Annotated in this window: 19 protein-coding genes and 1 tRNA gene; 9 read left to right on the top strand and 11 right to left on the bottom strand. The window is 65.0% G+C overall.

Annotated features, from left to right (window positions below; genetic code table 11):
* Positions 1–39: 39 nt before the first annotated feature.
* Positions 40–1248 (top strand): 4-hydroxybenzoate 3-monooxygenase, encoded by a 1209-nt coding sequence (pobA, locus tag KI609_RS04565; protein ID WP_226447556.1) that lies wholly within the window; start codon positions 40–42, stop codon positions 1246–1248.
* A gap of 224 nt (positions 1249–1472) precedes the next feature.
* The gene (locus tag KI609_RS04560) at positions 1473–3251 is read left to right on the top strand and encodes an alkaline phosphatase D family protein (RefSeq protein WP_226447554.1); all 1779 of its coding nucleotides are present in this window, start codon (positions 1473–1475) and stop codon (positions 3249–3251) included.
* A gap of 98 nt (positions 3252–3349) precedes the next feature.
* Here the strand turns inward: KI609_RS04560 and purH are convergent, their stop codons facing one another.
* From purH to KI609_RS04540, 4 genes are all read right to left on the bottom strand, one after another.
* Positions 3350–4966: a bifunctional phosphoribosylaminoimidazolecarboxamide formyltransferase/IMP cyclohydrolase gene (gene purH / locus KI609_RS04555; RefSeq protein ID WP_226447552.1), complete on the bottom strand. Its 1617-nt coding sequence runs from the start codon at positions 4964–4966 to the stop codon at positions 3350–3352.
* 86 nt (positions 4967–5052) lie between these two features.
* A complete protein-coding gene (locus KI609_RS04550; RefSeq protein WP_226447550.1) occupies positions 5053–5286 on the bottom strand; it encodes a Fis family transcriptional regulator in 234 nt (77 codons plus the stop codon).
* Entirely contained in the window at positions 5283–6329 is a 1047-nt protein-coding gene (dusB, locus tag KI609_RS04545; protein ID WP_226447548.1) for a tRNA dihydrouridine synthase DusB, read from the bottom strand. The genes KI609_RS04550 and dusB overlap by 4 nt, the downstream gene beginning before the upstream one ends.
* Before the next feature lie 235 nt (positions 6330–6564).
* Positions 6565–7155, bottom strand: a complete 591-nt coding sequence (locus tag KI609_RS04540; protein WP_226447546.1) for a M15 family metallopeptidase — start codon at positions 7153–7155, stop codon at positions 6565–6567.
* Positions 7156–7301: 146 nt separating this feature from the next.
* On the opposite strand from KI609_RS04540, the gene KI609_RS04535 reads away from it, so the two are divergent.
* Complete coding sequence (locus tag KI609_RS04535; RefSeq protein ID WP_226447544.1) at positions 7302–7838, top strand: YqaA family protein; 537 nt, start codon at positions 7302–7304, stop codon at positions 7836–7838.
* On the opposite strand, the gene KI609_RS04530 is transcribed toward KI609_RS04535, so the two are convergent.
* The 7 genes from KI609_RS04530 to KI609_RS04500 form a co-directional block, all read right to left on the bottom strand.
* Positions 7813–9456, bottom strand: coding sequence for an AAA family ATPase (locus KI609_RS04530; RefSeq protein ID WP_226447542.1), 1644 nt, complete (start codon positions 9454–9456; stop codon positions 7813–7815). The two genes, KI609_RS04535 and KI609_RS04530, sit on opposite strands and share 26 nt — an antisense overlap.
* A 23-nt stretch (positions 9457–9479) precedes the next feature.
* A complete protein-coding gene (locus KI609_RS04525) occupies positions 9480–10724 on the bottom strand; it encodes an efflux RND transporter periplasmic adaptor subunit (protein WP_226447540.1) in 1245 nt (414 codons plus the stop codon).
* Between the two features lie 45 nt (positions 10725–10769).
* Positions 10770–13148, bottom strand: coding sequence for an ABC transporter permease (locus tag KI609_RS04520; RefSeq protein WP_226447538.1), 2379 nt, complete (start codon positions 13146–13148; stop codon positions 10770–10772).
* Between the two features lie 94 nt (positions 13149–13242).
* Entirely contained in the window at positions 13243–13989 is a 747-nt protein-coding gene (locus KI609_RS04515) for an ABC transporter ATP-binding protein (RefSeq protein ID WP_226447536.1), read from the bottom strand.
* Positions 13990–14279: 290 nt separating this feature from the next.
* Positions 14280–15158 (bottom strand): EamA family transporter RarD, encoded by an 879-nt coding sequence (gene rarD / locus KI609_RS04510; RefSeq protein ID WP_226447534.1) that lies wholly within the window; start codon positions 15156–15158, stop codon positions 14280–14282.
* Between the two features lie 159 nt (positions 15159–15317).
* Complete coding sequence (gene ychF, locus KI609_RS04505) at positions 15318–16412, bottom strand: redox-regulated ATPase YchF (protein WP_226447532.1); 1095 nt, start codon at positions 16410–16412, stop codon at positions 15318–15320.
* 84 nt (positions 16413–16496) lie between these two features.
* Positions 16497–17396, bottom strand: coding sequence for an MOSC domain-containing protein (locus tag KI609_RS04500; RefSeq protein WP_413463371.1), 900 nt, complete (start codon positions 17394–17396; stop codon positions 16497–16499).
* A 64-nt stretch (positions 17397–17460) separates the two neighbouring features.
* Here KI609_RS04500 and KI609_RS04495 point away from each other — a divergent pair, with 64 nt between their 5' ends.
* The 6 genes from KI609_RS04495 (at position 17461) to KI609_RS04470 (ending at position 22833) form a co-directional block, all read left to right on the top strand.
* Positions 17461–18594, top strand: a complete 1134-nt coding sequence (locus tag KI609_RS04495) for an FAD-dependent monooxygenase (protein ID WP_226447529.1) — start codon at positions 17461–17463, stop codon at positions 18592–18594.
* A gap of 54 nt (positions 18595–18648) precedes the next feature.
* The gene (locus KI609_RS04490; protein ID WP_226447527.1) at positions 18649–19380 is read left to right on the top strand and encodes a DsbC family protein; all 732 of its coding nucleotides are present in this window, start codon (positions 18649–18651) and stop codon (positions 19378–19380) included.
* A 51-nt stretch (positions 19381–19431) separates the two neighbouring features.
* A complete protein-coding gene (locus tag KI609_RS04485) occupies positions 19432–21369 on the top strand; it encodes a M61 family metallopeptidase (protein WP_226447525.1) in 1938 nt (645 codons plus the stop codon).
* The gene (locus KI609_RS04480) at positions 21366–22145 is read left to right on the top strand and encodes an enoyl-CoA hydratase (RefSeq protein ID WP_226447523.1); all 780 of its coding nucleotides are present in this window, start codon (positions 21366–21368) and stop codon (positions 22143–22145) included. The genes KI609_RS04485 and KI609_RS04480 overlap by 4 nt, the downstream gene beginning before the upstream one ends.
* Positions 22146–22170: 25 nt before the next feature.
* Positions 22171–22247 (top strand) — tRNA-Met (locus tag KI609_RS04475).
* A gap of 139 nt (positions 22248–22386) precedes the next feature.
* Positions 22387–22833 (top strand): hypothetical protein, encoded by a 447-nt coding sequence (locus KI609_RS04470; RefSeq protein ID WP_226447521.1) that lies wholly within the window; start codon positions 22387–22389, stop codon positions 22831–22833.
* Positions 22834–22923 lie beyond the last annotated feature (90 nt).

The raw sequence follows: 22923 nt of genomic DNA, 5'->3' as shown, positions 1-22923 counted from the left end.
TCCCTTTCTGCTGCTTTTCCTGCCTTTGCGAGGTTCTTCATGCGTACCCAGGTTGCCATCATTGGTGCAGGCCCCGCCGGTCTGCTGCTCGGTCAACTGCTCTACCGATCGGGCATCGACGCCACCATCATCGAACAGCGCAGTCCCGGCTACGTGCTCGGCCGCATCCGCGCGGGGGTTCTGGAGCAGGTCTGCATGGACCTGCTGGACCAGGCTGGCGTGGGTGCACGCGCGCATGCCGAAGGCTTGCCGCACGACGGCATCGAGTTGTTGTTCAAGGGCCAGCGCCACCGCATCAACCTGCATGAGCTCACGGGCGGCAGCCGCGTGACGGTGTACGGCCAGACCGAAGTCACCCGCGACCTGATGGAGGCCCGTGCGGCCGAAGGGCTGACCACCGTGTATGACGCCAAAAACGTATCGATCCACGGGTTTGACGGCACCACCCCCGTGGTGCACTACGAAAAGGACGGACAGCAGCACACGATCGAATGCGACTTCATCGCAGGCTGCGATGGCTTTCACGGCGTTTGCCGCGCCAGCGCACCTGCCGATGTGCTCAAGACCTATGAACGCGTATACCCGTTTGGCTGGCTGGGTGTGCTGGCCGATGTGGCTCCGGTGTCGCACGAGCTCATCTATGCCAACACCGACCGGGGCTTTGCACTGTGCAGCATGCGCAGCGCCACACGCAGCCGTTACTACCTGCAAGTGCCGGACACCGACAAGATCGAGAACTGGACCATCGACAAGTTCTGGGCAGAACTGGGCAACCGGCTGGACCCCGAAGCCCGCGCCCACCTCGTCACAGGCCCCGCGCTAGAGATGAGCATTGCCCCACTGCGCAGCTTTGTGGCCGAACCCATGCGCTTTGGCCGCCTGTTCCTGGCGGGGGATGCCGCCCACATCGTGCCGCCCACAGGCGCCAAGGGCCTGAACCTGGCAGCCAGCGACGTGGGCTACCTGTGGAACGCGCTGACCGAGTTCTACAACGAGAAGTCCGCCGTGGGCATCGACACCTACTCCGACCGCTGCCTGCGCCGCGTATGGCGCGCCGAGCGTTTCTCGTGGTGGTTCACCTCGCTGATGCATCGCTTTCCCGACACAGGGGAGTTTGGCCAGAAGATCCAGGAAGCCGAACTGGAATATCTGGTGCACTCGCGTGCAGCCTCGGTCTCGCTCGCGGAGAACTATGTGGGTCTGCCGATGGACTTTGGCCAACACCGCGATACCCCAGCCAAGGCCTAGAAGACACGCGAACCGCACTCGGCCCATTGGGCAGAGCAGCCAGGGCAGCCGCAGGGTGCTCGACCGTCGCTGCCGGTTGCGAGGCGTCGAAAGGCCGCCGCCAAAGTCGGCACAGAGGTGCCAGAGGGAAAACAAGGCAAGGCCAGGCGAGCCGCCACACAACCTTCATGGCACCGTCACATCAGGGTGCGACCCTGCCTGGATTTACCAGGACTTTCCGCACCATGAATCGCCCTCCCCGATCTGATCGCCCATTGACCCATCTGCTGCGGCAGGACGCCGAAGGCGACCTGCAGTCGGCCCCCGCCGATGCCAGTCGCCGCGCGTTTGTGCGCCAGCTCGCGTTCGGTGCCACCGCGCTCGGCACACTGCCGCTGGCCGCATGTGGTGGCAGCGATGACGGCGCGCCCGCCGTTCAATTCGTCCACGGCGTGGCCAGCGGAGACCCGCTGAGCGACCGTGTGATCCTGTGGACCCGCATCACACCGCCCGCAGGCGACGCCGCGGACATTCCGGTGCGTTGGGAGGTCGCCACGGACGCCACCTTCAGCACGCTGGCCGCGCAGGGAACGGCCACCGCCACAGCCGCCCACGACTTCACGGTCAAGGTCGACGCCACGGGCCTCAAGGCCGGCACGGTGTACCACTATCGATTTGCAGCCTACGACACCACATCGCCTGCGGCCCGCACCCGCACCTTGCCCACGGGCAGCATCGCGCAGGTCAAGCTGGCCGTGTTCTCGTGCGCCAACTACCCGGCGGGTTATTTCAACGTGTATGCCGATGCAGCGCGCCGCAATGACCTCGACGCCACCGTGCACCTGGGCGACTACCTGTATGAATACGCGCGCGGTGGCTACGCATCGGCCAACGCCGAGCAGCTGGGCCGCCTGTCGCAACCGGCTACCGAGATCCTCTCGCTGGCCGACTACCGCCTGCGCCACGCGCAGTACAAGACCGACCCCGACCTGCAGGCGCTGCATGCCGTCGCCCCCATGATCGCGGTATGGGACGACCATGAAGTCGCCAACGACACCTGGGCCAATGGCGCCGAAAACCACCAAAGAGCCACCGAAGGCAGCTTTGCAGCGCGCAAGGCTGCGGCCATACAGGCTTACCACGAGTGGATGCCCACGCGCAATGCACAGCCCGAGCTGATCTACCGCAGCTTCAACTTCGGCAACCTGGTAGCGCTGCACATGCTCGACACGCGTTTGATCGGGCGCGACGAGCAAGCCGACTACACCCGCTTCTTCACCGCCACTGGCTTTGACGCCGCCGGCTTCACCGCCGCCGTGGGCGCTCCCACCCGCCAACTCATGGGCGCCACGCAAACCCAATGGCTGCAGCAGCAGATGGCCGCATCCACCGCCACCTGGCAGGTGCTGGGCCAGCAGGTGCTGATGGGGCGCATGAACATCCCCGCGCCCATCCTCATCGAAACCATTCAGCCCGGCGCGGGCGTGACGGTATCGCAATATGCCGCCCTCGTGGCCAAGGCGCAGACGGCGCCCGCCACGCTGACGGCTGCCGAAAAAGCCATCCTGGCGCAGCCGTCGATTCCCTACAACCTCGACGCCTGGGACGGCTACCAGGCCGCGCGCGAAACCGTGCTGGGCACGGCCCGCAGCCTGGGCAAGAACCTGGTGGTGTTGTCAGGCGACACGCACAACGCCTGGGCCAACGAACTGGCGGACATGGGCGGCAACGCGGCGGGGGTGGAATTCGCCACATCATCGGTATCGTCCCCCGGCTTCGAGGAATACCTGCCCAAGGAGAACCCGGCCACGCTGGCTGGCGCGCTGCAACAGCTCATCACGCCGCTCAAATACTGCGACACCTCGCGCCGGGGCTACATGCTGCTGACGGCCACCGCCACCGAATGCCGTGCCGACTGGGTGTACGTGAACACCATCACCAGCCGCAACTACACGGCCAGCACAGACAAGTCGCTCAAGGTGCTGGCCGGTGCCAGCGGGCGCGGGCGCATCGTGGCGGCCTGACCGCCCTAGGCGCCGATCAGGAGCGCAGACAACAAAAAAGCGGCCAAGGCCGCTTTTTTTCATGGAGTGAGGACCCGCGCCCTGACATCAGTGCCTGATCAGTGCCTGAAATGGCGCACGCCGCTGAACACCATGGCCACGCCGCGCTCGTTGGCGGCGTCAATCACTTCCTGGTCGCGCATGGAGCCGCCGGGCTGGATCACGCAGGTGGCGCCCGCATCGACCACCACGTCCAGGCCGTCGCGGAAGGGGAAGAAGGCATCGCTGGCCACGGCGGTTCCCTGCAAGGTCAGGCCGGCGTGCTGTGCCTTGATGCTGGCGATACGCGCCGAATCGAGGCGGCTCATCTGGCCCGCGCCCACGCCCATGGTCATGCCGCCCTTGCAGAACACGATGGCGTTGCTCTTGACGTACTTGGCGACCTTCCAGGCAAACAGCAGGTCTTGCATTTCTTCCAGCGAGGGCTGCTTGGTGGTGACCACCTTCAGGTCGGTCAGCGCCAGCTCGTGGTTGTCGGCCGTCTGCAGCAGCAGGCCCGAGCCGATGCGCTTGGCGTCCATCGCGTTGCGGCCACGTTCCCAGTCGGTCTTGCCGCCATGCGCTGGCAACGCGATCTTGAGCAAGCGCACATTGGCCTTGCCCTTGAAGATCTCCAGCGCCTCGGCCGTGAAGTCCGGCGCCATCAGCACCTCCACAAACTGCTTGCTGACCTGGGCGGCCGCAGCACCATCGACCACGCGGTTGAACGCGATGATGCCGCCAAAGGCGCTGGTGGGGTCGGTCTGGAAGGCCTTGCTGTAGGAGCTGAGTGCATCCAGACCCACGGCCACGCCGCAGGGGTTGGCGTGCTTGACGATCACACAGGCGGCGGCCTCAAAGCTCTTGACGCATTCCCACGCGGCATCGGCGTCGGCGATGTTGTTGTACGAGAGCTCCTTGCCCTGCAGCTGCACGCCGGTGACCAGCGAGCCGGGCGCGGGGTGCAGGTCGCGGTACAGCGCGGCCTGCTGGTGGCTGTTTTCGCCGTAGCGCAGGTCCTGCACCTTGGTGAAGATGCCGTTGCTCTGGCCGGGGAACAGTGCGCGCTGGGGCACGTAGGTTTCAGACAGCTTCTCGGCCTCGAAGGTGACGGACGAGAGGTAGTCGCTAATCGCGCCGTCGTACTGGGCGATGCGGTTGAACGCGGCCACCGACAGCGCGAAGCGCAGCTTGTCGGACAGCTTGCATGAACCTTGACTCTGGGTGGCCTTCAGTTCAGCCAGCACGGCCTCGTACTGGTCGGCCGAGGTGATCACGCCCACGTCTTTCCAGTTCTTGGCGGCGCTGCGCACCATGGCGGGGCCGCCGATGTCGATGTTCTCGATGGCGTCGACCAGCGTGCAGCCGGCCTTGGCCACGGTGGCTTCAAAGGGGTAGAGGTTCACCACCAGCAGGTCAATGGTGTCGATGCCGTGCGCCTTGAGCGCAGCCATGTGTTCGGGCAGCTCGCGGCGCGCCAGCAGGCCGCCGTGCACCTTGGGGTGCAGGGTCTTCACGCGGCCGTCGAGCATCTCGGGGAACTGCGTGACCTCGGCCACCTCGGTCACCGGCAGGCCCTCTTTGGCCAGCAGCTGGGCGGTGCCGCCGGTGGAGAGCAACTTGATGCCCAGCGCGTGCAGGGCTTTGGCAAAGTCAACGATGCCGGTCTTGTCAGAGACGGAGAGGAGTGCGTTCATGGTGGTGGTGAAGGTTTTTAATAAAATCGTGCTCTAGCGCTTATGTATCAAGCGCAAGTAGCTATGAATAACAGAGCATCCAGCCTCTACAGAAGCCTGTGCTCGACCAGCTTCTTGCGCAGAGTATTGCGGTTCAGGCCCAGCCATTCGGCGGCGCGCGACTGGTTGTTGTCGGCGTGGGTCATGACCACTTCCAGCAGCGGCTTTTCGACCAGGCGCACCAGCATGTCGTACATGCCGTCCGGCGCCTCGCCACCCAGGTCACGAAAATAGCCCTGCAGGCTTTCGCGCACGCATTCCTCAATGTTTTTTTTGCTCATGCAATGGTTCCCTCTTGTTCTTCTGAGTCCGCATCCACATCGGTGACCATCGGCAGCCGGTCCATCTGCTGCCCCAGGGCATCCAGGTAGTCGGCCACGGCCTGCCACTGCGTGGTGCAGTCTTCTATCGTGTTGATCTGTTGCCGCAAGGCCTCGCCACCGGGCAGTGCACGCAGATACCAGGCGATGTGCTTGCGCGCACTGCGCACGCCAGTGAGCTCGCCATACAGGCTGTAGTGGTCGTGCAGATGGTCCAGCAGCAGGCGCCGCACCTCAGCAACCAGCGGCGGCGCCAGGTGTTCTCCGGTGGCCAGAAAATGGCCGATCTCGCGAAAAATCCAGGGCCGGCCCTGCGCCGCGCGGCCGATCATGATCGCGTCGGCGCCGGTAGCGGCTAGCACATCGCGCGCCTTCTCGGGCGAGGTGATGTCGCCGTTGGCCACCACGGGCACGCGCACGGCGGCCTTGACGGCGGCGATGGTGTCGTATTCGGCAAAGCCCTTGTAGCCCTGCTCGCGGGTGCGGCCATGCACGGTGAGCATCTGCACACCCGCCGCCTCAAACTGCCGGGCCAGCGCCACGGCATTTTTGTGCTGCTGGCACCAGCCCGTGCGCATCTTGAGAGTGACCGGCACGTTGTGGGGCGCACAGGCCAACACCACGGCCTCGGCAATCTGCACGGCCAGGGCTTCGTTCTGCATCAGCGCAGAGCCTGCCCATTTATTGCACACCTTCTTGGCCGGGCAACCCATGTTGATGTCAATGATCTGCGCGCCCCGCTCCACGTTGTAGAGCGCGGCCTCGGCCATCATGGGGGCATCGGTGCCAGCAATCTGCACGGCAATGGGCCCGGGCTCCCCTTCATGGTTGGCCCGGCGCGAGGTTTTGAGGCTGTTCCACAAATCCTTGCGCGACGTGACCATCTCGCTCACGGCATAACCCGCACCGAGCTGCTTGCACAACTGCCGAAAAGGCCGGTCCGTGACACCCGCCATGGGGGCCACAAACAGACGATTCGCCAAGGGGATATGGCCGATGTGCATGAAGATGATGGGGAGGGCAGCAGTTGCTGAAAAAGGAGGCGGGATTGTACCTGCTCAAAATTTCAGCAACTGAAATACGCACGGCCCCACCGTGGGGATCAATACATCCCTCCCCTTTTGGCCTGCGTACCACGGCACCTATGCCCCATACCCCAGTCGGTTCAGCCAGTGCGCCTACAAAGGGGCAAAGGGGGCAAAGGGGGCGATCACAGCCGACGCAGACGGCTCGGCCCCCTTAGCGGGCAGCCAAGTCCGTCTCCGCCACATCGGGCGCCAGCGGCTTGCGCTGCGCAAAGTGCCACCAGGCATCGGGCAGGTTGTCAAACTGATGGCGCGCCATGAGGGCGCTCAGCCAGAGGCGGTTGTGCTGCACGTCGGGCGAGAAACCGCTCGCTCTCCCGGCAGCGCCCGCTAACACGGCGCCGGAAGGGGTGCCCATGTCCACCTCATGGCCATCCGCCAAAGGCCCACGCACCACCTTGCTGGCTTTCACGCCATCTATCACCTGCACCTGCACCCGCAAGCCACCGCTGTCTGCCTGGCAGGTGGTTTTGAGCGCCATGCCCTGCGCTTGCAATTCGGCAGCAATGTTTTTCAGGGATTCACGCGCTGAGGATTCGCTGCGGCATCCCAACGCGTTGTGCGCAGCCGCGGCTATCGAGGCCCCGGCGGGCTCCCCTGTGTTTGTCTGCACGGCCGCCTGTGGGCTGTGCGCGCAGGCGGCCAGCACGAGTGCCGCCGCCACGGACGACCAGCGCGTACAACCCGATGCCGCGGCGATGCGCGAAAACAGACGGCGATGTGGCGTGGTTGAAATGACGGGCATGGGGTCCTCCGGGAATTCTTCTGGGCTTCAATGGCTCAACGATATAAAACGAGCCCTTTCCGAGACATCCGAGCAAAGCGCGGCTCGGTGTAGGACAGCGCCCCCAGGCGGGAACATCCGCCATGTGCGCCCCTACACTCGTTGCCATGGAAAACTGGACCCACCTGCTGCTCGAATGGCTGGCCCTGCCGCAGTTTGGCCTGAGCACCGTCTTCATCGTGTCCTTTATCTCGGCCACGCTGCTGCCCCTGGGCTCAGAGCCGGCGGTGTTTGGCCTCATCAAGCTCAACCCCGACCTGTACTGGCCTGCCATTGCCGTGGCCACGCTGGGCAACACCCTGGGCGGCGGCGTGAGCTGGTGGATGGGGCTGGGCGCGCACCGCGCCTGGGATGCGGCACGGCGCCACCGGCGTGCCGGCCGCCCCACCGACGCCGAGACCAAACCGGCGCGTGAGCTCAGCCGCACCGAGCGTCGCGCACGCATCTGGCTGCGCAAATGGGGGGCCAAGACCTGCCTGCTGAGCTGGCTGCCCGTGGTGGGCGACCCGCTGTGCGCCGTGGCTGGCTGGCTCAAGCTGCCGTTCTGGCCCTGCCTGGCCTACATGGCGGTCGGAAAATTCTTGCGCTACCTGGTCATGACGAGCGTGCTGCTGTATTTCATGCCGGGCCATCTGGCGTTCTAGCAGGCCCGCACGCTGGGCCCGGCGGAGGCAGCAGCAGCCCCCAATCGACCGGCCGGGTGGTGTCCACATGCACCGTCAGCGCCTCTTCAGCGGGCGAGAGCGGCTGGGCCGCCGCCCATTGCGATTCCAGCACCTGTACCGAGGCCTCCGATGCATCGCCACCCGCCTGCTGGCGGCTGCGCACCCGTTCGCGCAGCACCGCAAGGGGCGCCTCGAACGACAGGATGCGGCACCGCACCTGTACCTGCGCCGCCAGTGCGATGAAGCGCTGGCGCATCGCCGGGTTCAGGAATGTCGCGTCCACCAGCACCGTGTAGCCCGCAGCCAGCGCCCAACGGGCCGCCTGCGCCAGCGCCTCGTGGGTGCGCTGCGAGGCATCGGCTGTGTAGATGCCGCCCGGCACCACCGCGCTCGACGCCTGCGGCGGCAGGCCGAACAGCCGCTTGCGCTCCACATCGGCGCGCACGCGCACCACGCCCCGGTCGGCAATCAGCGTCTGCGACTGCGTGCTCTTGCCCGCGCCAGAGAACCCGTGCGCCAGCCACAGCTCCACGGCGCGGGGCTGGATGAAGTGAAGCGCCAGGGCCAGATAGCGCTGCAGCACCCGCAGGCTGACCGCGTGCTCATCGCCTCCACCCTCCCCCTCCATCTGCGCGAGCCGCAGGCCCGCCACGCGGGCGCGCACCAGGGCCCGGTACACGCGGTAGTACTGCAACACTTGCAGACCGGCGTAGTCGCCCGTGTGCTCCAGCCAGGCATTCAGAAAGCGCCAAGCCAGGTCGGCGCGGCCACGCGCTTCCAGGTCCATGGCCAAAAAGGCAATGTCGGCCACGCAGTCGATCCAGCGCAGCGCCGGGTTGAACTCGATCGCATCGAACAGCTGCGGCTGCCCGTCGATCAGCACCAGATTGGCCAGGTGCAGGTCGCCGTGGCATTCGCGCACCCGCCCGGACTGCAGCCGCTGCTGGAACACCGGCCCCAGCGCCGCACCTTGTGTGGCACACCACTGCGCCACCTGCTGCAGCGCGAGGCCCATCGCTGGCAGATCCCGCGCCACTTGCGGCTTCAGCGCCGTCAGGCCATCCTGCACCGGCGCTACCACTGCCTGGGCGGTGCCCCAGCCCTGCTCGGGCGTGGCCACTGCCGCACTGGCATGGAACTGCGCGACCTGCTGCGCCAGGGCGTCGATGTGGCCGGGCAGCAGGCGCTGCTGCTCCAGCAGGTGGCTGAGCAGCGCCTCCTGCGCAAAGCGGCGCATGCGCACGGCGGGTTCTGCGTCCACCGGGGCCGCATCGATGGGCTGCAGCCGCAGACTGGTTGCCGTGCCGCCCAGCACCACCAGCCCCAGGTACAGCGCTGGCGCGGTGCGGCGGTTGATGCGCAGCTCTTCCTCGCAGGCGGCGCGCCGCAGCGCGGGGGTGCTGAAGTCCAGGAAATCCAGCTTCAGCGGCTTTTTGAACTTGTAGACAAAGTCACCCGCCAGCAGCAGCCAGGAGATATGGGTTTCGATCCAGTCCACGGTGCCGGTGGGGTGGCCAAAGGCCTCGGGGCTGCGCTGCAACTGGCGCAGGCGCTGCTCGGTGGCGGCATAGGCGTCAACCAGGGCTTCGGGGTGCATGGGCGAACCTGTTCTTTTCTCTGTCAGGGGGTGCGGACCGTGACGCGGGCACCATCGGTCAGCGCAGCGGGCGGGTACACCACGACCTGCGCGCCCGCTTGCAGCCCCTCCTTCACCCAGGCGTGGGTGCTGCCGCGCGCCTCCAGCACCACCGGTGTGCGCCGCGCCCGGCCCCCCTCGACCACAAACACCGCCATGCGCGGCGCTGGGGTATCCGCCATGGGGGCCGATGCGGCGGCGTCGCTGCCGGGCAGCGGGAACAGCGCGCTCACGGGCACTAGCGTGGCGTCCGGCGCCTCGCGGGTGAGCACGCGCGCCACCACGCGATAACCGTCGCCCAGCGCCGCCCACTGCGCGGGCGGGCTGGTCAGGTCTATCAGCACGTTGACCCTCTGTTCTTCCACACCCAGCGCCGACACCTTGGTGAACGCCGCCGGCTCCACGCTGCGCACGCGTCCTTGCAACACTCCCGGCCCACCCCAGCGCTCGATGCGCACGGGGCTGCCGGGGCGCACCTGCAGCGCATCAGTAGACAGCAGCGGCGCCACCACTTCGAGCTGCGCGGTGTCGCCCACCTCGACCAGTACGGTGCCCAGCGCGACCACGCCCTCGCTGGCCTGCGCCACGCGCAGCACGCGGCCGGCCACAGGGGCCAGCACCTCGAAGGCCTTGCCAACCTGCGCGCCGCCGGGCCGCTGCACCACGTCGAGCGCTGCGCGGGCCTGGGCCAGATCGGCGCGTGCCACCTGCTGGTCCTGCACCGCGGCGTCGGTGTCTTTGTCGGCCGCCTGCAGCGCCAGGCGCTCGGTATCGAGGCGCGTGGGGGCCACAAAGCCCTGCTGCGCCAGCTGCTCGCTGCGGCGCAGGTCGTTGCGGGCCTGCTCCTGCGCCACCCGGCTGCGCTCGATGCGCACAGCGGCGCGCTGCACATTGGCCTGGGCGGCGGTGACGCGCGCCTGCTGCTCGCGCAGGCTGCGCTCGTCGAGCAAGACCGGCATGGCCGGGGTGATGCGCGCCACCACATCGCCCACCTGCACCGCGTCGCCCTCGCGCAGCGCGATGCGCGCCAGCCGCCCGGCCAAGGGCGCAGAGATGCTGTAGCGGTCGCGCAGGCGGGTCTTCGCGTCTTCGTCGATGCCCGCCTCAAAGCGGCCCTGCACCACGGCGGCAGCCTCCACCTGCAGCGGCCGGGGCGCAAACGCCCACGCCAAGAATGCGCCCAGCACCACCAGTGCCCCCACGCCCAGCATCACCGTTTTCTTTTGCATTGCCCTGTTCCTGTTGCTTGCATTGTTTGGCGTGTTGGCCGCCGCCTATTCACGCGTCTTGAGCGCAGCCACCATGTCCAGCCGGTCGATCTGCCTGCGCACCACGAGGGCACTGGCCACGCCCGCCACCACCACGCACAGACCAGCCCAGGCATAGGTGCGCGCACTGATGACCACCGGAAACAGAAACTGGTCGTTCTTGAGCAGCTCCACCAGCAGGTGCACCAGCCCCCAGCCCATGGCCATTCCCAATGGCAGCGCCAGCGCGATGCCAATCGCCAGCTCGCCCAGCAGCAGCGCCGACACCTCGCCCCGCGTGAACCCCAGCACGCGCAGGCTGGCCAGCTCCCAGGTGCGCTCGGCCAGCGCAATGCGCGCATTGTTGTAAACCACACCCACCGCAATCACGGCCGCAAACAGCGTGAGGATGGTGCTCATGATGCGCACATTGCGCGCACTCACATCCTGCATGTTGCGCAGCAGCGTAGCCTTGCTGAAGGCGCCCGCCACGCGCGGCAGGGCCTTGGTGGCTTCGAGAAAACGCGCTTCGGAGCCGGGCTCCAGCGCCACATCGAACTGCGAGGCCACATCGCCCTCCTGCAGCCAGCGGTTGAGCACGTCGCGCTGCACATAGGCGTTCAGGCCCATCATTTCGCGCACAGTGGCCTGCACCGGCACATACAGCATGCGCTGGCGGCCCTCCAGCACCTCCACACGCACGCTGTCGCCCACGTGCACCCCGAGCTTGTCGGCCAGGCGATCGGTGAGCAGCAGGCCCGCTTCGGGCACGGGGCTCTGGCGGCCATCCACATCGATCACGCGCAGCAGTTGCGCGCCCGGTGCCACGCCTTGCAGCCCCACCCGCTCGCTGCGGTGGCCATAGGCCATGCGCACCGCCACGCTGCGCGTGGGCTCCACGCCCGTCACCCCCGGCAGGCGCGCCAGTTGCAGGCGGGCCAGGGCATCGACCGGCTCGGTCATCCATACATTCACATCACTGCGCATCGCGAGGTGAAAGGTGGTGTCCACAATATGGTCGATGGCATCGCGAAAGAAGTTGCCCATGACCACGATGGCCACCGCCGCCGCCGTGCCACCAATGGTGAGCGTGGTGCGCAAGGGCTTGCGCTCCATGTTGCGCAGAATCATGCGCAGCCCGGCCGGAATGCGGCGCACCCCCAGGCGCTCCAGCACCGTGCGGCGGTACCGGCCCGGGGCCGGCGGGCGCATGGCCTCGGCCGGGGCCAGGCGCACAGTGGCCCCGATCGCGCTGAGCGTGCCCAGCAGGGCCGTGGTGCCGGTGACGCCCGCGCCCACCAGAATCAGCCAGGGCGCAATGCGGTGCTCGAACACCGGAAAGAAGAAGAATTCGGAATACAACCCGGTCAGCATCGTCCCCAGCCAGTGGCCCAGCGCCACACCCAGTGCCAGCCCCGCCGCCACGATCACGGCCACCAGCTTGAGGTAATGCCCGGCAATGGCGGCATTGGCATAGCCCAGCGCCTTGAGCGCCGCAATCTGCTCGCGCTGCGTGGCCACCAGGCGCGAGAGCACCACATGCAGCAAAAACGCCGCCACGGCCAGGAAGATGGCCGGCAGCAAGGTGCCCATCACGCGCTGCTCCTTGATTTCGTTGTCCAGCATGGCGTGCGATGCCTGGTCCTCGCGGCCCCGGGCGTCGCGCCCGCCGTAGGGCGCGAGCAGGCGCAAGAGGCCATCGAGCACGGCGGGCTCGGAGGCCTGCGGCGCCAGCTTGACGGCCACGCGGTTGAATGCGCCCTGCATGTCGTAAGCCGCAGCCAGCGCCTCGTGGTCCACCCAGAACACGCCGAAGCCGCGCAGGTCGGGCATGCCCGCCATGCCCGCGAAGATGTATTCGGGCGACAGCGCCGTGCCCACGATGCGCAGGGTGCGGCGCTTGCCATTGACCAGCGCCATCAGCTCGTCGCCCGGGTGCAGGCCGCGCGCGCGGGCAAAGCCTTCGGACACCAGCGCATCGATGGCGCTGTCGCTGCGCCCCTGCCCCGCACCGGGCGGCGCCAGCGCCCGGCCGCTGCGCACCGTGACCTGGTTCATGCGCGGCGGCTGGCGCAGATCCACGCCGATGAGCTGGCCGATGATGGGATCGACCAAGCCTGGGATCTCCACGCGCACCACCTGCTCCACCGTCACCTGCACATCGGCCACACCGGGCACGCCGCGCAGCACTTCGGCCAGCGCCAGCGGTGCGCGCTTGACGGCGGCAAACGCATCGGCAAAGTGGCCCTGGGCATAAAACCGGTCACGCGCCAGCGCCAGCGAGTCCACCGCCGACAAGGTGGTGATGAAACCGCCCAGGCCGCTGGCCACCACCAGCGCGATGGTGAGGGCCTGGCTCCACATGCGGCGCAGGTCGCGCAGCAGTTTGCGGTCGAGGGCCTTCATCTTTTTTGCCGCCGGGCCGCCCCAAAGCAAAAAGCGGCCCCCGTGAGGGACAGCGGACCACGCGCAGCGGGGAAACGTGGGGGCGTTGTTTTTTTCACCATGACAGCTCCGAAGGCGACCGCCGGTGCGCGTTGCGCTCAATGCGCTGGATGGTGCCGTCCACCAGATAGACCACGCGGTCGGCCATGGCGGCGATGGCCGCGTTGTGCGTGATGACCACGGCCGTGGTGCCCAACTCGGCGTTGATGCGGGCGATCACCTCCAGCACCATCTTGCCGGTCTGGTAGTCGAGCGCGCCCGTGGGCTCGTCGCACAACAGCACGTCGGGGCGCTTGACGATGGCGCGGGCAATCGCCACGCGTTGCTGCTCGCCGCCCGACAGCTGCGCCGGGAAGTGGTGCTGGCGCGGCGTGAGCCCCACCAGCGCAATCGCCTCGTCGATGGGCATGGGGTGGGGCGCGATGTCGGTGACCAGGGCCACGTTCTCGCGCACCGTCAGGCTGGGAATCAGGTTGTAGAACTGAAAGACAAAACCCACATGCTCGCGCCGATAGCGGGTGAGCGCGCTCTCGCTGGCGCCGCTCAGGGCGTGGTCAGCAAAGCGCACCTCGCCGCTGGTGGGCACATCCAGCCCGCCCAGGATGTTGAGCAGCGTGGACTTGCCGCTGCCCGAGGCACCCAGCAGCACGACGAACTCGCCGCGCACGATGTCCAGATCGACATCGTGCAGCGCCCGCACCTGCACTTCCCCCGTCTGGTAGGTCTTGCACAGATTGCGTGCATGGAACACCACGCTGGCGCCAGGCACTGCAGGGGGTTGAGCAACAAGGGCATCGGGCATCGGAGGCAGCGCTGTACGCCGGGCATGAAGACGATGCCGTACAGTGTGGACGCTGCTTGACGCGTGTCAACCGCGCTGGATCAAGCAAAAGGCACAAAACGGCAATTGCCGCGCAAGCCGGCATTGCGGCAAGCACCCACGCCCATCTGCACCCGCAGAGAGATCGCAGCCCAAATAGCTCCTAAAAACATAGCTTCTTGCGCTTTATCCATAAGCGCTGCAGGCCAATTTGTTCAATATTCTCAGCCCAAACCGCCCTGCCAACCCGCACTCAGAACGTGTTCACGATCTCAGGCGGTGGCACTGCCCCGGCGCGTCCACCACCCCTCTAGGCTGTACACCAGCAACGCGGTCCAGATCAACACAAAACCCACCAGACGCGCCGGCTGGAATGGCTCGTTAAACAGCCAGACCCCCAGCGCGAACTGCAGGCTGGGGGAGATGTATTGGAGAATGCCCATCGTGGCCAACGGAATCAGGCGCGCGCCCGCCGCAAACAGCAGCAAGGGCACGGCGGTCATGGGGCCTGCCACCAGCAGCCAGGCCACGGTGGCTGCATCCCCCTGCACCAGCGCGCCCTGCCCCTGCGACGACCAGACAGCGAGCGCTGCCACCGCCACGGGCGCCAGCATCATCGTCTCCAGCGCCAGCCCCTCCAGCGCGCCCAGCGTGGCCACCTTGCGCATCAGCCCATAAAAGCCAAAGCTCAGGGCCAGCACCAGCGCAATCCAGGGCAGGCGACCGGCCTGCACCGCCAGCCACAACACACCAGCGGCGGCCACTGCCACGGCCAGCCACTGCCCGGGCCGGGGCCGTTCGTGCAGGAAGACAAAACCCAGCGCTACATTCACCAACGGCAAGATGAAGTAACCCAGGCTGGCATCCACCACATGCTGGTTCTGCACCGCCCATACATAAGTGAGCCAGTTGCCCGACAGCAGCAGCGCCGACACCGCAAACGCCCCCAGCACCCTGGGCTGCCCCCACAGCGCGCGCATCCAGCCCCAATGCCTGCGCACGGCCAGCACCACAAAGACGAATACCAGCGACCACACGGTGCGATGCACCACGACCTCCAGCGCGGGCACATGGGCCACCTGCCGGAAATACAGCGGAAACAACCCCCAGGCCACATAGGCAAGGGCGGCATAGACAATTCCTGGGGTCATGGGACGGGTTGAAAAAAAAGAAAAGAAAACCATGCGGGCCACACCAGCGGCCCCACCGACGCATAAAAAAATCCCTGCAACCGCCAGGCAGTGCAGGGACAGGGGCCTGAGAACGTTTTCACGATCTCAGCACAGGGCTGCAGGGCCCCGTACCACGGGTCAGACGTTGAACAGGAAATTCAGCACATCGCCGTCCTTGACGACGTATTCCTTGCCTTCGGCGCGCATCTTGCCCGCATCCTTGGCGCCCTGCTCGCCCTTGTAGGCAATGAAGTCATCAAAAGCAATGGTCTGCGCGCGGATGAAGCCGCGCTCGAAATCGCCGTGGATCACGCCAGCCGCCTGGGGAGCCGTGTCGCCGATATGGATGGTCCAGGCACGCACTTCCTTCACGCCAGCGGTGAAGTAGGTCTGCAGGCCCAGCAACTTGAACGCACCACGGATCAGGCGGGCCAGGCCCGGCTCGCTCTGGCCCATCTCGGCCAGGAACATGTCGCGGTCTTCGTCGCTCATTTCAGCCATCTCGGCTTCCATCTTTGCGCAGATGGCTACCACAGGGGCGTTCTGGCTCGCGGCGTATTCTTTGAGGCGGTCGAGGAAGGGGTTGTTCTCAAAGCCATCTTCGCTCACGTTGCCGACAAACATCGCGGGCTTGGCCGTGATCAGGCACAGGGACTTGAGCAGGGGCTGCTCTTCCTTGGTGATCTCGACCGACCGCGCGGGCTTGCCTTCATTGAGCGCGGCCTGGATGCGCGTGAGCAACGCCACCAGCTTGGCGGCGTCCTTGTCGTTGCCCGACTTGGCGGCCTTGGTGTAGCGGTTGAGCGCCTTTTCCACGGTGCCCATGTCGGCCAGACACAGCTCGGTCTGGATGACTTCGATGTCAGAGATCGGGTCGACACGACCGGCCACGTGGATCACGTTGTCGTCTTCAAAGCAGCGCACCACATTGACGATGGCATCGGTTTCGCGGATGTGGGCCAGGAACTGGTTGCCCAGGCCTTCGCCCTGGCTGGCACCCGCCACCAGGCCGGCGATGTCCACAAACTCGACGATGGCAGGCACGATGCGCTCGGGCGAGATGATCTCGGAGAGTTGCAGCAAGCGGGGGTCTGGTACTTCCACCACGCCCACATTGGGCTCAATGGTGCAGAAGGGATAGTTCTCGGCGGCAATGCCAGCCTTGGTCAGCGCGTTGAAAAGAGTGGACTTGCCGACGTTGGGCAGGCCCACGATGCCGCATTGGAGGCTCATGGCAGGGCTTTCTAGGATTCGGAGACAAACCGCCCATTTTACGGCCCCTCCAGCACATCCCCCATCGGGCGACTGCCAGCAAGGTCATTCGAACCGCAAATCAGCAGCAATACGCTGCCCCACACGCAGCGTCTGGCCGGCCCCCTGGCGCACGATCGCGTTCATGCCAAAGGTGATGGCACCGCCCACGCGCTTGTCCTGGCGGTAGGTGCGCAGCGTGTCGCTCACCGATGGGTCGATCTCGGCGGTGGCAGGGTCCACATTGGGGATTGGGCAACGCGCACAGGGCTTCACAGGCTGCAGGTGGACACCTTCAGGCTCGCCCACGTCCACGCGCACCATGTCCACCCGGTCTTCGTCGTGCGCGCCCACACCGCCCAGCACGATATTGGGACGAAAACGTTCAATGCCCACCGGCGCGTGGCCCGCCGCCAGAAGCCGGCCATTGAACTCATCAATGGAGGCTTCGCTGGTGACCAGCAAGGGAAAGCCGTCCGCAAACTGGGTGGGTGCCTCGATCCCGCCCGTCCAGTCCAGGCTCGACAGGCGCCGGACCTCCGGGTCAAACCGAATGAGTCGGCAAGCTTGCCCCAGAAAATCGGTAAACCACTGGGCCGCCACGGCCCCCATGTCCCATGCGGGCACCGTATCGCGCCACACGGTCACGGTCGCTGGAGCCTCGACCTGGTCCATCGCCACATGCAGCGCCAGCATGCCGGGAGCACGGAGCACCATTTCGTCACTTTTGAGCTGCGGCCGAATCAGCGCCATGCGAGGCAGGACACGTTGGGTCAGAAACATCCCATGGGCATCCACCACCATCCACGCGCGATCAAGATCCAGCCCGGTTTCCGTCAAATGGGCCTCCTGCACTTCAATGCCAGCGCACGACTTGACGGGGTAAACAAACAGGCGCGCGATCGTGCCGGACAGATCGGAATCGGGGTTAAAACGCACGCCAGATGCTCCTGAAAAAATGGCCATGGGGGAGAAGCCGCAATTTTGCACTGAGCGGCGGGTCCATAAGCCACCTCCTACAATGACCCTCATGGCGCAAACCTTCGACATCTGTATACGCGGCAGCGGCATCGTGGGCAAAACCCTCGCCCTGCTGCTGGCCCGTGACCGGCTGAAAGTGGCGCTGGTGCCCGCGCCAGTCTCCTCCAACGCGGCCGCAACCGACGTGCGCGCGTATGCGCTGAACACGGCGTCGCGCGGGTTGCTCGACTCTCTGCGCAGCTGGCCCGATGCAACACATGCCACCGTCGTCAAACAGATGCAGGTGGCGGGTGACGGGGGCGGCGCGGTCCACTTTGACGCGATGGTGCAGGGCGTCGATGCGCTTGCGTGGATCGTTGATGTGCCTGCGCTGGAAGCCCGCCTGTCCGAGGCCCTGCGCTTTCAGCCCCAGGTAGAGATCCTGGACGCCCCAGTCGCCGCGCCGTTGACCGTCGTTTGTGAAGGCCGCGCCAGCAGCACGCGCGCCGAATTCGGCGTCAATTTTCAGGTCACGCCGTATGCCCAGCAGGCCATCGCCACCCGCTTGCACTGCGAGCGCCCCCATGGGCAAGTGGCCCGGCAATGGTTTTGCGCCGACGGCATTCTGGCTTTTCTGCCCCTGGACGGGCCACAGGGGCACTCGGTAGCGGTGGTGTGGTCAGTCCCTCAGGAGCGGGTGGCGGCGCTGATGGCGTTGACTGCGCAAGAGTTTTCGCAGGCGCTGCAAACCGCCAGCCAGGACACGCTGGGAGTTCTCACCTTGTGCGCAGACCGTGCAACATGGCCGCTACAGCTGGCAAAAGCCGACCGCTGGTGCGGCAGCGCACCGGCAGAAAGCAAAACTCCTCACAGCTGGGTACTGGCGGGCGACGCTGCCCACAACGTGCATCCGCTGGCTGGACAAGGCCTCAACCTTGGCTTGGCCGATGTGCAGGCATTGGCTGATGTTTTGCGCAAGCGCGACTACTGGCGCAGCGTGGCGGATCTGCGCTTGCTCAGGCGCTACGAGCGAGAGCGCAAGGCCGCCTTGGTGACCATGGGTTTGGCTACCGACGGGTTGCAGCAACTTTTCTCCCGCACAGAGGCACCGTGGCATGCGCTGCGCAATCTCGGGATGAAGGGCTTTGAGCACAGCGGCCCTTTGAAAGAATTCATCACCCGCCGAGCCATGGGCGTGTATTGAAGCAGCGCCTTCGCACCCCGCCGCATCACGAGACTTTGATTGAACGAAAGCACCATGAAACTGACCACCACCTTGCTGACTCTGGCCGCAGCCACGTTGAGCTTGTGCGCCACTGCCCAGGAAGCAGACATTCGCAAGGCACTTGCTGAGCGCATTCCCCAGATGGACAAAATCGACGAAGTGCGCCCAACGCCCATGGCCGGGCTCTATGAGGTGCGTATTGGCACCGATCTGTTCTACACAGACGCCAAGGGCAACTATGTGATCCAGGGTGAACTCATTGATGCCAAAGCACGCCGCAACCTGACGGAAGACCGCATCAACAAGCTGACGGCCGTGAATTTTGCCGCCTTGCCACTCAAAGATGCCATCACCATCGTGCGGGGCGACGGCAAACGCAAAGTGGCGGTGTTTGAAGACCCCAACTGCGGATACTGCAAGCGATTTGAGCGTGACATGCAGAACGTGAACAACGTCACGGTGTACCTTTTCCTGTATCCCATCCTGAGCCCCGACTCTGCCGAGAAATCGCGCAACATCTGGTGCGCCAAGGACAAGGCGGGCGCGTGGCAGGACCACATGGTGCGGGACAAACACGCCGCTGCGGCAAGCTGCGACACCAGTGCATTGCAGCGCAATCTGGCTTTCGGTAAAAAATACAAGATCACCGGCACACCGACGGTCATCTTTGCCAATGGCACCCGGGTGCCCGGCGCAATTGGCGCCCAGGAAGTTGAAAAACGCCTGGCAGAAGCCAGCAACGAAGCCCCCGCCACCACGAACTAAGGCACTGCGCCCGAGGGGGCGCCCCTCACCGCCACAGTCCGATTCAAGCCCATGCCTACGCCCCGCCCCATCCAGCCCGCAGACATTCACTACCGCATCGAACCCACAGACCTTCACGCCCATCTGTTCACCGTGACGCTGACGGTGCTGCAGCCCGCCGCAGCGCAGGAGGTAGCGCTGCCGGTTTGGATCCCCGGCAGCTACCTGATTCGAGAGTTCGCAAAAAACCTGCAGCAACTGAAAGCGCGTCAGGGCAGGCGAGACGTCACGCTGGTCCAGCTGGACAAACACCGCTGGCGGGTGGACTGCGCAGCGGGCAAACCGCTGGAGCTCTCCTACACGGTGTGCGCCTACGACAACTCGGTGCGGACCGCCTGGCTGGATGTATCGCGCGGTTTCTTCAACGGAACGAGCCTGTGCCTGCAAGTGCGGGGTCAGGAAAAACAACGCCACATCCTCGAAATTGCCAACACCCCCGCCACCGCACAATGGTCGGTAGCCACGGCGCTGCGGACCCTTGCCACAGACAAGAACGGCTTCGGCCTCTACGCCGCCTCAGACTATGACGAGCTCGTGGATTGCCCAGTAGAAATGGGCATGTTCTGGATGGGTCGATTCAAGGCCTGCGGCGTCTCCCATCAGTTTGTCGTGGCTGGTGCCATGCCGTCGTTCGATGGCAAACGCCTCTTGGCCGACAGCCAAAAAATCTGCGAAACCGCCATACGCTTCTGGCACGGAGAGGGTAAAACGCCATTTCGAAGCTACGTATTCATGTTGAATGCCGTAGGAGATGGATACGGAGGGTTGGAGCACCGCAACTCCACCGCACTGATCTGCGGACGGCGCGATCTGCCGCGCCAAGGCGAGGCAAAAGCCAGCGACGGCTACACCACCCTTCTTGGCCTGATCAGCCACGAGTACTTTCACACCTGGAACGTCAAGCGGCTTCGCCCCGCTGAATTTGCGAGCTACGACTACACCCGAGAAAACCACACAGAGCTGCTGTGGTTCTTTGAAGGGTTTACCAGCTACTACGACGACTTGTTGCTGCGCCGGGCCGGCCTGATTGACGACGCGACGTACCTCAGGCTCATCACAAAAATCATCAACCAGGTGCTGCAAACGCCTGGTCGCGCCGTGCAGACGGTTGCCCAGTCCAGCTTTGATGCCTGGGTCAAATACTACCGGCAGGACGAAAACACCCCCAACGCAACGGTCAGTTACTACACCAAGGGCTGCCTTGTGGCGCTGTGCCTGGACCTGACATTGCGCAAAGAGGGCAAAACAACACTGGACGAGGTGATGCGCGCACTGTGGGCGCGCACCAACGGCGGCCCCATGACCGAAGCGGACCTGCGCGACGTACTCCAGCAAATGTCCGGACGCTCCTTCAATGCCGAGCTGGAACGATGGGTGCACAGCACCGACGACCTTCCTTTGGCGGACCTGCTGGCCACCCATGGGGTCACCCTGCAGGCCCAACCACCTCAACTGGCCCAACGCCTGGGGCTTCGTGTCACTGAGAACCACGGTGTGCAGATCAAGTCCGTCTTGCGCGGGGGGATTGCAGAACGAGCCGGAATGGCACCTGGCGACGAGTGGCTGGGCATCGACGTACAAAAGCAGGGTTGGCGCATCAGCAAGCTCGATGACGTTGTGTTCTATGCGGGGAAGGAAACCACGCTGGAAGCCCTGATTGCGCGGGACGGCCGACTGCTGCGGTTGCCGTTGTCCCTGACCGATCGGACAACCACCGAAGCATCCACAACGCACCCACCCAAAAAAGCGCGCAGCAGTGCGTCAGCGGTCGCTCCAGTCTCCGACACGATGGGTCTGGTCACCAACGACCCCGCCAAACTCGCAGGCTGGCTGGCTGGGGTAAGGATCGCACCCCATCACACCATTGCGCCCTGCTGCCCCCCTCGCCCAATCGGGGTTGGGTATATTCCCTCAGCTGTCACCAGAACCACAACCCAGGAGCCCTCATGAGCTACGAAACCATCGAAGTCCGCGTTGAAGCGGACAAGGTCGGCATCATCACCCTCAACCGCCCCAAGCAACTCAACGCACTGAACGACCAGTTGATGGACGAACTGGGGGCCGCCCTGAAGGCGTTTGATGCCGATGAGAAGATCGGCTGCATGATCGTGACAGGCAGTGAAAGGGCGTTCGCCGCCGGAGCCGATATCGGCGCCATGGCCAAATACAGCTTTGCCGATGCCTACAAGGGCGACTACATCACCCGCAACTGGGAAGCGATCCGCTCCATCCGCAAGCCCGTCGTTGCGGCGGTCAGTGGCTTTGCGCTGGGAGGCGGTTGTGAACTGGCGATGATGTGCGATTTCATCATTGCGGCAGACAACGCCAAGTTTGGCCAGCCGGAAATCAAACTGGGCGTCATCCCCGGCGCGGGCGGCACGCAGCGCCTGCCACGCGCTGTCGGCAAATCAAAAGCCATGGACATGGCTTTGACGGGCCGCATGATGGATGCCACCGAAGCGGAACGCGCAGGCCTTGTCAGCCGCGTGGTGCCCTACGAAAAAATGATGGATGAGGCGCTGGCTGCAGCCATCACCATCGCAGGGTTCTCGCAGATTGCCGTCATGGCCGCCAAGGAATCCGTCAACCGCGCGTTCGAAGGCTCGTTGTCTGATGGCGTGATGTTTGAGCGCCGCCTCTTTCACGCCCTGTTTGCGACGCAGGACCAAAAGGAAGGCATGGATGCTTTCGTGAACAAACGAGCTGCGATCTTCTCAAACCAATAAATTTTGTTCTATAATATCGGACTGCGGTGGTATAGCTCAGTTGGTTAGAGCGCAGCATTCATAATGCTGATGTCGGTGGTTCAAGTCCACCTACCACCACCAAACCCAAAAAACCCACAGCGCGCTAACGCCCTGTGGGTTTTTTCTTTCCCAGTTCCACTTGAGGCGATTTGCCCGAACCCGTAGGCCGTTCTTTCCCGGCCTGCCCTAGAATCGCGAATTCAGCCCCTGGATGTAAACCATGAACCGCTGCCTCTTCGTCGCCCCATACAGTCCCCGTCCTCCAAGCCGCTTGCGGCACTTGTTGTTTGCAGCACTGGCGTGTGGAGCGCTAGCAACCGCTTTACCTGCCGCGGCACAAACACTGCCTGGGCTGGGCCTCAGCCGCCCGTTCCCTGATGCCGCGCTGCGTGGCACGTTGACCTTCACAACGACAACACAAGCGCAACTCAACGGCAAGCCTATTCGCGTTGCACCCGGCATGCGGCTGTTCAGCCCGCAGAACACGCTCATCATGACGCATTCGGTGCTTGGCAAGACCTTCAAGGTGAACTATGTGCTGGAGGTGAGCACCGGCATGCTTCACGCCGCCTGGATCCTGACCGAAGGCGAGGCCGCAAAGCCGCTCAAGGGCAGTGATGCGGTGATCACGAACATCACGACCGAGTCGGGCTCTGCGCTGAAATAACGCCGTCCCGGCGCGCCTGGGCGGTTGCGCCGTTAACGAATTCACCTTTTATGCACTCCTGAACACAGGGGTGTCTGTTTGCTATTTGCG

It is taken from the genome of Acidovorax radicis (genome assembly GCF_020510705.1).
GTDB lineage: Bacteria > Pseudomonadota > Gammaproteobacteria > Burkholderiales > Burkholderiaceae_C > Acidovorax > Acidovorax radicis_A.
The sequence above is the reverse complement of the archived record's forward strand: the minus strand, read 5'-3'. Positions and strand labels throughout refer to the sequence as shown.

What these genes read in the sequence shown, in the direction of transcription:
- pobA (WP_226447556.1), top strand. Translation starts at nt 40, where the DNA reads ATGCGTACCCAGGTTGCCATCATTGGTGCAGGCCCCGCCGGTCTGCTG.
- KI609_RS04560 (WP_226447554.1), top strand. Translation starts at nt 1,473, where the DNA reads ATGAATCGCCCTCCCCGATCTGATCGCCCATTGACCCATCTGCTGCGG.
- purH (WP_226447552.1), bottom strand. Translation starts at nt 4,966, where the DNA reads ATGAACGCACTCCTCTCCGTCTCTGACAAGACCGGCATCGTTGACTTT.
- KI609_RS04550 (WP_226447550.1), bottom strand. Translation starts at nt 5,286, where the DNA reads ATGAGCAAAAAAAACATTGAGGAATGCGTGCGCGAAAGCCTGCAGGGC.
- dusB (WP_226447548.1), bottom strand. Translation starts at nt 6,329, where the DNA reads ATGCACATCGGCCATATCCCCTTGGCGAATCGTCTGTTTGTGGCCCCC.
- KI609_RS04540 (WP_226447546.1), bottom strand. Translation starts at nt 7,155, where the DNA reads ATGCCCGTCATTTCAACCACGCCACATCGCCGTCTGTTTTCGCGCATC.
- KI609_RS04535 (WP_226447544.1), top strand. Translation starts at nt 7,302, where the DNA reads ATGGAAAACTGGACCCACCTGCTGCTCGAATGGCTGGCCCTGCCGCAG.
- KI609_RS04530 (WP_226447542.1), bottom strand. Translation starts at nt 9,456, where the DNA reads ATGCACCCCGAAGCCCTGGTTGACGCCTATGCCGCCACCGAGCAGCGC.
- KI609_RS04525 (WP_226447540.1), bottom strand. Translation starts at nt 10,724, where the DNA reads ATGCAAAAGAAAACGGTGATGCTGGGCGTGGGGGCACTGGTGGTGCTG.
- KI609_RS04520 (WP_226447538.1), bottom strand. Translation starts at nt 13,148, where the DNA reads ATGAAGGCCCTCGACCGCAAACTGCTGCGCGACCTGCGCCGCATGTGG.
- KI609_RS04515 (WP_226447536.1), bottom strand. Translation starts at nt 13,989, where the DNA reads ATGCCCGATGCCCTTGTTGCTCAACCCCCTGCAGTGCCTGGCGCCAGC.
- rarD (WP_226447534.1), bottom strand. Translation starts at nt 15,158, where the DNA reads ATGACCCCAGGAATTGTCTATGCCGCCCTTGCCTATGTGGCCTGGGGG.
- ychF (WP_226447532.1), bottom strand. Translation starts at nt 16,412, where the DNA reads ATGAGCCTCCAATGCGGCATCGTGGGCCTGCCCAACGTCGGCAAGTCC.
- KI609_RS04500 (WP_413463371.1), bottom strand. Translation starts at nt 17,396, where the DNA reads ATGGCCATTTTTTCAGGAGCATCTGGCGTGCGTTTTAACCCCGATTCC.
- KI609_RS04495 (WP_226447529.1), top strand. Translation starts at nt 17,461, where the DNA reads ATGGCGCAAACCTTCGACATCTGTATACGCGGCAGCGGCATCGTGGGC.
- KI609_RS04490 (WP_226447527.1), top strand. Translation starts at nt 18,649, where the DNA reads ATGAAACTGACCACCACCTTGCTGACTCTGGCCGCAGCCACGTTGAGC.
- KI609_RS04485 (WP_226447525.1), top strand. Translation starts at nt 19,432, where the DNA reads ATGCCTACGCCCCGCCCCATCCAGCCCGCAGACATTCACTACCGCATC.
- KI609_RS04480 (WP_226447523.1), top strand. Translation starts at nt 21,366, where the DNA reads ATGAGCTACGAAACCATCGAAGTCCGCGTTGAAGCGGACAAGGTCGGC.
- KI609_RS04470 (WP_226447521.1), top strand. Translation starts at nt 22,387, where the DNA reads ATGAACCGCTGCCTCTTCGTCGCCCCATACAGTCCCCGTCCTCCAAGC.